The 7,340-nt window shown below is 44.3% G+C and carries 11 protein-coding genes; 1 reads left to right on the forward strand and 10 read right to left on the reverse strand.

Annotated features, from left to right (window positions below):
* Together SHK35_RS13910 and SHK35_RS13915 are read right to left on the reverse strand one after the other, a co-directional pair.
* A partial coding sequence (locus SHK35_RS13910; protein WP_442867448.1) for a flagellin N-terminal helical domain-containing protein occupies positions 1 to 383 on the reverse strand: 383 nt, incomplete at its 3' end.
* 135 nt (positions 384 to 518) lie between these two features.
* Entirely contained in the window at positions 519 to 692 is a 174-nt protein-coding gene (locus SHK35_RS13915; RefSeq protein WP_318703516.1) for a carbon storage regulator, read from the reverse strand.
* A gap of 218 nt (positions 693 to 910) precedes the next feature.
* Here SHK35_RS13915 and SHK35_RS13920 point away from each other — a divergent pair, with 218 nt between their 5' ends.
* Positions 911 to 1,498 (forward strand): tyrosine-type recombinase/integrase, encoded by a 588-nt coding sequence (locus SHK35_RS13920; protein WP_318703514.1) that lies wholly within the window; start codon positions 911 to 913, stop codon positions 1,496 to 1,498.
* Between the two features lie 285 nt (positions 1,499 to 1,783).
* On the opposite strand, the gene SHK35_RS13925 is transcribed toward SHK35_RS13920, so the two are convergent.
* The 8 genes from SHK35_RS13925 to rpsF all read right to left on the reverse strand — a co-directional run bounded on the left by SHK35_RS13925 (position 1,784) and on the right by rpsF (position 7,045).
* Positions 1,784 to 2,410, reverse strand: a complete 627-nt coding sequence (locus SHK35_RS13925) for a nucleotidyl transferase AbiEii/AbiGii toxin family protein (RefSeq protein WP_318710229.1) — start codon at positions 2,408 to 2,410, stop codon at positions 1,784 to 1,786.
* On the reverse strand, positions 2,403 to 3,008 hold the full coding sequence (locus SHK35_RS13930) for a type IV toxin-antitoxin system AbiEi family antitoxin domain-containing protein (RefSeq protein WP_318703510.1): 606 nt from the start codon (positions 3,006 to 3,008) through the stop codon (positions 2,403 to 2,405). The genes SHK35_RS13925 and SHK35_RS13930 overlap by 8 nt, the downstream gene beginning before the upstream one ends.
* A 101-nt stretch (positions 3,009 to 3,109) precedes the next feature.
* Positions 3,110 to 3,715, reverse strand: coding sequence for a hypothetical protein (locus tag SHK35_RS13935; RefSeq protein WP_318710230.1), 606 nt, complete (start codon positions 3,713 to 3,715; stop codon positions 3,110 to 3,112).
* Between the two features lie 115 nt (positions 3,716 to 3,830).
* Positions 3,831 to 5,108 carry a sensor histidine kinase gene (locus tag SHK35_RS13940; protein ID WP_318710231.1) on the reverse strand — a complete coding sequence of 426 codons (1,278 nt, stop codon included), beginning with the start codon at positions 5,106 to 5,108 and terminating at the stop codon, positions 3,831 to 3,833.
* Positions 5,109 to 5,146: 38 nt separating this feature from the next.
* Positions 5,147 to 5,857, reverse strand: coding sequence for a LytR/AlgR family response regulator transcription factor (locus tag SHK35_RS13945; RefSeq protein WP_318710232.1), 711 nt, complete (start codon positions 5,855 to 5,857; stop codon positions 5,147 to 5,149).
* A gap of 117 nt (positions 5,858 to 5,974) precedes the next feature.
* A complete protein-coding gene (rpsR, locus tag SHK35_RS13950; protein WP_318703502.1) occupies positions 5,975 to 6,238 on the reverse strand; it encodes a 30S ribosomal protein S18 in 264 nt (87 codons plus the stop codon).
* A gap of 27 nt (positions 6,239 to 6,265) precedes the next feature.
* Positions 6,266 to 6,733: a single-stranded DNA-binding protein gene (locus SHK35_RS13955; RefSeq protein ID WP_318703500.1), complete on the reverse strand. Its 468-nt coding sequence runs from the start codon at positions 6,731 to 6,733 to the stop codon at positions 6,266 to 6,268.
* A 21-nt stretch (positions 6,734 to 6,754) separates the two neighbouring features.
* The gene (gene rpsF / locus SHK35_RS13960) at positions 6,755 to 7,045 is read right to left on the reverse strand and encodes a 30S ribosomal protein S6 (RefSeq protein WP_318703498.1); all 291 of its coding nucleotides are present in this window, start codon (positions 7,043 to 7,045) and stop codon (positions 6,755 to 6,757) included.
* Positions 7,046 to 7,340: the final 295 nt, after the last annotated feature.

A 7,340-nucleotide genomic window follows, 5' to 3' on the forward strand; every position in this document is an offset into this window, starting at 1 on the left:
GTTGTTTCCGCCACGCGGTCAATCTCCGTCACCAGCTGGTCAATCTCATCCTGAATATACTGTCTGTCATCCTCGCTGTTGGTGCCGTTTGCCGCCTTCACTGCCAGCTCGTTCATTCTCTGAAGCATGTCGTGCACTTCTGTCAGCGCGCCTTCTGCGGTCTGCACTGCGGAAATGCCGTCCTGTGCATTCAGGGAAGCCTGAGTCAGACCTCTGATCTGCTTTCTCATCTTCTCGGAAATGGAAAGTCCTGCCGCGTCGTCTGCCGCACGGTTGATCTTATAGCCGGAAGAGAGCTTCTCGGTGGATTTTGCCTGAGATGACATTGTCAGCCCCAGCATTCTGTTGGAATTCATTGCTGTTAAATTGTGTTGTACTACCATAAAATTTACCTCCTTGGTTTTACCTGGCGCAAATCCGTTTGCGCCCATGGCTGCTTGTTTTATGTAGCAACCGGATGTGTCCGCTCCGCCGCCGGGCCCTGACCGCCTTGCCTTCTCATCCGGTTATTACCTGATTCACTCTTGAGACTGCTTTTTATTTTTCTCAAGTACATTGCTTCTGACGATATTAATCTCCTTGGGGGCGTCTATCATCACCCGCATATGCCTTCCGGTTCCCCCCAGAAATACGATTTTCACGTTTTCTCCGATCATCAGATACTCTTCCTGTGCCATTGTAAGCCGCAACATGTCCCAAACCTCCCTGTTTTCGGTGCCTGCAGGTCTTTCGTTCCAGCAGGACAATACCTTTTTTTTTCTGCCCGGGATACAACACTTTACACAAACTGTTGCATTTGCCCCCGGCTTCTATTACTCTCAAGATAAGCACATTTCACGGGCTTTGGTCCGGGTGCTTCGGAGCCGAAGGAGCGGCACTCATGCCGGATTCAGGGAAGGGGAAAAGAAATATGAGTACAACACAGCCAATCAGAGACAGAAAGCAATTAGAGCAGTTCAAGGAATACTACAAAACCAAAAGACCTGATTATCGTAATTACGCATTGATTATACTGGGATTAAACACCGCACTGCGTATCAGCGATATCCTGCATCTTACCCTCGAAAACGTCTACAACGGGAAAAAAGTAAGGACCCATATTACAATCAGGGAGCGGAAAACAGGCAAGGAAAACCGTATTTTTCTCAATGACCGTGTCCGTCAGATGCTTGCCGCATACCGTAAGGTCCTGATCAAAACAAGGATGTATAAGTCCGGAAATCCGTATCTGTTCCCCAGTCCACGCTCTGAAGGACAGCCGCTTTCCCGTTTTCAGGCATACCGCATTATCAGTGCGGCAGCGGATGGAGTCGGCATTGAGGATACTGTCAGCTGTCACTCCCTGCGCAAAACCTTCGGCTACCATGCCTGGAAACAAGGGAAGGATCCTATTGTCATCATGGTGCTGTTTAATCATTCTTCTCTAAATATCACAAAACGCTATCTCTGCCTGGAACAGGACGACAAGGACGCCGTGCTGCGGGAAACCACCTTGTAGGAACCTTCGTCCTTTGTCCATATAAATATTGTCTTTTTACCGCGGTCTTTCTGTCGGCGGTCTTTTAACATGGGAAAAAATAATAGAGCCATTAGAAAAAAGAAAATTTAAAAAAGACTAAAGTTTTATAGATACTTACCGATATACTTAATGTAAAAAACAAGATGCAACAATTTGTGTAAACTGTTGCATCTTGCTTTTTTGCTTTTATTTGTATTTATTGTACCGTATCCGGGGAAAAAGATGTATGGTCGCTAAAAAGACAATACTTCTCCTGCACTTTCTTTACATCCACTCGCTGTTAATAGCAGACCATTTCTCAGCAAACTCTTTTTCATTTACTACTGCCATAAACGGTTTTGTCAAAAAGGCTTTTATTGTTTTTAGCACGGTATGCTCAAACTGTTCAAGAGTAAAATTGTGTTCACGATTCACAAAGGTCTTTCGGAGTGCTTCTGACAAAATCTTGCCTTCAAAATCAAATTTATTTGCAAGATAGTATATATCATAATAGTCTTTCATTCTGCTGGAGAATTCCATTAAGCTTAGAATTGCGTCCAATTTCTCCGCGACAGTTGTTTCAATAGAATATGTATTTACCATTGGCGCCGCAAAGTCTGTAAGCTGCGTTGGAATTCTTCGTTTTTCCTGGTTTGGAACAATAACATCACCAACGCCAAAATCAATGCTGAATGGAGTACGTGTGTTTTTTATACGGGCAATTAAGGCCGCTCCGATACCTGCATATTTTTTTGCTATCGCAATAGGAGCAATGCTGTTAATCTCAAATTTGTAACAGAATAGATAAACAATCCGCCTTTCAAAACCAGATTTTCTGCATAGATAGCTTCTCCCACTTTCTTTTGCTTTATTTTTTAAGCGTGCAAGCACGGATGCTCCCATATCAACCATTTAACAGCACCTCCATTACATTCATGACTTTTGCATACAGCCGCATTCTTTTTGCATACTTTGAAAGGTTGCTTAAATTCTTCTTTTCATCAGAGGCATAAGCGTTAAGCGCTTTATTAAACAGCTCATTGTCTAGCTTTGTGCGATATTTAAAACAGTCGCATATGGTGCGTTCTCTGTCATATACCGGAAGAGCTACGCCATTAAAATTTTCAACTGTTTTTCCAAGTTCCATATATTCTTTTTGAATATAATAAGCTTTCATTGAAATTTCCTGCATCCGCCTTACTGTTCTTGACATAGATCGAGGGATTGCAATGGACCATTCACGGGGAGCAAAGTCACTATAGCCATAATGAAACAATGCAGATTCGACACAAATAACCCCCTGTGGAAGCAGTGTTGCAATTAGTTGTTCATCGGTTATATCTTTACTTTTTGGAAGTTGATAATAACCATGTCTTATACGTTCTATAACTCCTTCCTTACAAAGTTTTGCCACATCATAATTTTTAAGCCCTGCCAAAATAAAATCAGAAGTTTTTGCAATTCCTCCTGATTTTTGAATTATATTTTGAACAATTTCTATCTTATTCAAGATGCACCAACTTTCTGCACGCACTATTTTAAAATTGTGTGCTTAATTATCATAGCATATAAATCAACGGACTGCAATTAAATAGTATTCTGCGTTCCCTTTTAGTGTCTTTCAATGTCCATAAAGGTGTAGGCAGAATAATGAATGATAACCTCCTCACCTGGGCGCACCACAAATTCCAGCTGCTTTCCCAGATCTCCGGATCCCAGCACCGCGCTGACCGTATTCACCGCCTGCATGGTTTGTATCGTGGCCGTCTCTCTCATACGAAGCTTGCCCACCGGCTTCTGATTCACAAAATATTCAATCTTCACTGCCATTGCATAATGCCCCTTATCCCGGCAGATCGTAATTTTTGCCGGCGGATTCAACATCCCCTCCACAATATCCGGAACAGTCTTGGTCGTTTTCACACCATTTTCCTCTGTCACCGTCTCCTTCATGGGTATCAGCTTTTTCAGCTTGCTTCCATCCTTCCCGTACAGCTTTTTTACCTTTCTTCTGGCAAGTACATTTCCCAGCACATTTCCCAAAATCAGAAAACACACACCCACAGCCACCAGCACAATGGCGATAGGCCCATCCGCCTCAAATAACAGGGGAATCCCCGCCACTAAAAGCGACACTCCTATGATTTTCAAAAAAATATTCACAAAGGTTGCAAGGGGCGCGCTCTCGTAAACCTTATAATGAAATGGTAACAACATTTTTCCCTCTCCTTCTTATCTCTGTAGATACAGAAATCTTATCACAAAAAGGACGCCTGTTTTCCCTTTTTGTAAGAAAAAGACTGTTTCCTTGTCACTTTTGGTTTCCCTTGACTTATGCCGTCTCTATGTCAAAAAGCCATATCTGAACCCGAAAACGCTGCTCTTCTTCCCTTATCTGCAGCTCTCCGTGATATTTCTCTACAATATTGTGAATAATTGCAAGTCCCATGCCATGCTCTCGAGGATTATCTTTGGTAGTCGGCGTCCTCTTTTTCTCCGCCGTCTCGTTCCTTAAAGGTTCTTTTGTATTTTCTATGTCTATGAACAAATTGCCGTCCTTCATCCTTACACAAATTCTCACAGATTTATCCTGAGATTTTACAGCCGCTTCAATGGCATTGTCAATCAGATTTCCCAAAAGAAAGCATACATCCGCCTCTGAAAACGCTGCGTCACTGGCAACAGACATTTCTGCCTCCATCTTCACATTTTCCTTTCGGGCCAAAAGAGCCTTATAGTTTACTATATTATCTATATAAGGATTCCCCGTTCTTGAAAGCAGCTTTTCCTGATTTAAAATCTGCAGGCTTTCCTGATAGCTCTCCTGCAGCTTCCCGTAATTTTTCTGTTCCAGATATGTCTGCTCCAAAAGATAGCGCTGCTTCAGATCATGCTTGAAATACCGCAGCTCCTCATAATAGCTTCCCATCTCCTTTGACATGCTCAAATACTGCTCTACCGTCTTTTCCAGATAATCCATTCTGGCCTGCCTGCCCGAATTTTCCCGCACTCTCTCATACAAAAGAAAGGAAAGCAAATTGATTCCCACCAATAGCATCATAGAAAGCAGATAAGCCCACTTTCCATATTCTGTTCCTTCTCCCAGTACAGACACTGCAATCACTGCACTGAACAGGGGAATCATCAGGGTTTCCAGCCAGTCTGCCATACTGACCTGTTCTGCGGCCCTTGAGCCTTTCCAGAGGAAAGGCACTGCCCTTACCGCCGCAAACCACAACAGCTTTGACACCAAAAGGGATGTCATTGCACTGCCATTTTCGGGCAGAAGTAACGCTGTCACAGCGAAGGCGATTCCCTCCGCCCCTGCTCCCAGCAGATAAAATACTGCCGTAAGAAGCAGCTTTTGCCTGTGGGATGCCTGATAGAGCAGCTCCAGCGCCGCCAAAAGCGTTGCCATAAATATAAGCCCATTTACCGCCGGGGGCAGACCCCCGCCATAGGTAAGACCGTTGCAAAGACAAAAGAAAGCGCACCAGACCAATGTCTGCTTTACACAGCTCATCTTTCGCTTTTCCAAAAGCTTATCACAGCTTAACTTATATACAATGGTAGTAAAAATTTCAAGAAAAAGCAGTGACGCCATTTCCATAAGCCTCTACCCCCGATCTTCTGGTATCCGCCTGCTTCTCACAGCAGCTGATTCCTATAATACTCTCTTATGCTGTCAAGCCTGGCCTTGCTGATATTAAGCTGTTTCCCATTCTGCATGGTAATGGAGGTATAATGATAGCTTTCGATGTACCGGACATTAACCAGATAAGATTTATGTATGCGCAGAAACTTATGCCCGCTTGCAGAAATTCTGGCCTCCACCTCGTCCATCCGTCCGTAAAACCAGTAGCTTTTTCCCTTGCCTGCCAAAAGGATTTTCCGAAGACTGCTTTCAAAGTAAAGAATCGATTTGATATCCACCTGATACCGAACCTTGCCCGATGTAAAGCAAAAGTTTTCGCTTTGGGCAATTTCCTGTTCCATGACCCGGTCCAATACCTGAAATAGTTGTTTCTGGTCCACAGGCTTGTCCAAAAACGCAAAGGGCTTTACATTCATCAATGCTTTACAATACTGGTCATGGGCGGATATAAAAATGAGCACGGTATAGTAATCCCTCTCTCTGAGCTTTTTGGCCGTTTCCACACCGTTAAAGCCGTCCATTTCTATGTCCAGTAAAATAATCTGGAAGTCTCCATGCTGCTCAGCCTCCCACAGCAGCTCCTGTCCTGAGCTGCAGGCGGCAATGTCTCCATTGATGCCTCTTTTTCTCAAAAAGTCCTGTACTATTTCACAATTATTTCTCAGCGTATCCTGTTCATCATCGCAGACACCGATCCTAAGCACAGCCGTCCCTCCTTTACCAATGCGCAAACCATTTCAAAAACCATCCAGGCATACCCGTCATACTGTTAAAAAACCGGCTCCCATTTCGGAAGCCGGTCCTGATGCTGCATTATGGAATTAGTCCTGAACGTAAGGCATCAATGCAACGTGACGCGCTCTCTTAATCGCTACGGTCAGCGCTCTCTGATGCTTTGCACAGTTGCCGGTAATACGGCGGGGAAGAATCTTTCCTCTCTCGGACACATATCTTTTCAGCTTGTTTGTATCCTTGTAATCAATCACATTATCCTTGCCGCAGAATACGCAAACTTTCTTTCTTCTGCGAACGCCGCTCTTTTTCCTTACCGGAGCATCGGATTTCTCTGCTTTATTGTAAGCCATGTCAGTACCTCCTGTCTCAATCAAATCTTAGTTGAACGGTAATTCTTCGTCAATGCCGTCAGGGATATTCATGAAGCCGTCGCTTGCGCCGGACGGAGCCGGAGCAGCATTACCGCCTGAGTAACCTCCGTTAAAGCCGCCATTGTTGAATCCGCCTTCGTTTCCTGCAGAAGCATTTTTGCTCTCAGCAAACTCAATCTCATCCACCATGACACGGACACTGTAAACCATCTGGCCGTCCCTGTTGGTATAATTGTCGTTCTGGATTCTCCCGCAGACAACCACCTTGGTTCCCTTGTGCAGATAACGCTCAATAAACTCTGCCTGTCTGCCGAATGCGGTACAGTTAAAGAAATCTGCGTCGGGCTCTCCCTCTCGCTTGAATCTTCTGTCAACCGCTATGGAAAAGCGCGCTACTGCGGTCTGGCTTGCCCCCTGTGAGTATCTCACCTCAGGATCCCTTGTTAAACGTCCCATAAGAATTACTTTATTCATAATCAACTTCTCGCTTTCTGTTTATGCCTCGTCCTGTCTAACGCATAAATATCTGATAACATTGTCCATAATACGGACACGGCTCTCAATCTCTGCCGGAGCGGTGCTATCAGCTTCAAATCTGATGAAATAATAGAAAGCTTCTTTCATCTTCTGAATTTCGTAAGCAAGTCTCTTCTTACCCCATTCATCCACCTCTGTAATGGTGCCGCCGAATCTTTCGATCAGAGCCTTACATTTTTCAATCACTGCAGCTCTCTCATCATCTTCGGCCTTAGCGCTGACAACAACGGCTAATTCATACTTGTTCATGCTTGTTACCTCCTTTTGGTCTCTGGCCCGCATCATGGATGCGAGCAAGGAATCAATGTATCACGAAGTAATATGATACCATAAAAATTCCCAGTTTTCAAGCTTTTTCCTGAATATTTTTTATACCAGCTCAGCCATAAGAGGATTATCGCAGGGCATGGGTGCTCGCACACAATGCAAAGCGATAATCCTCTTATGAGCAGAGCGCCTGATAATGAGCCCGTCTTTAGGATTTAGCACTACGATTCTTTTGGGGTAACTCAATATCCCACACCGATGAAACCAGCATATTTGC

This window comes from Candidatus Acetatifactor stercoripullorum (genome assembly GCF_944382095.1).
GTDB lineage: Bacteria > Bacillota > Clostridia > Lachnospirales > Lachnospiraceae > Acetatifactor > Acetatifactor stercoripullorum.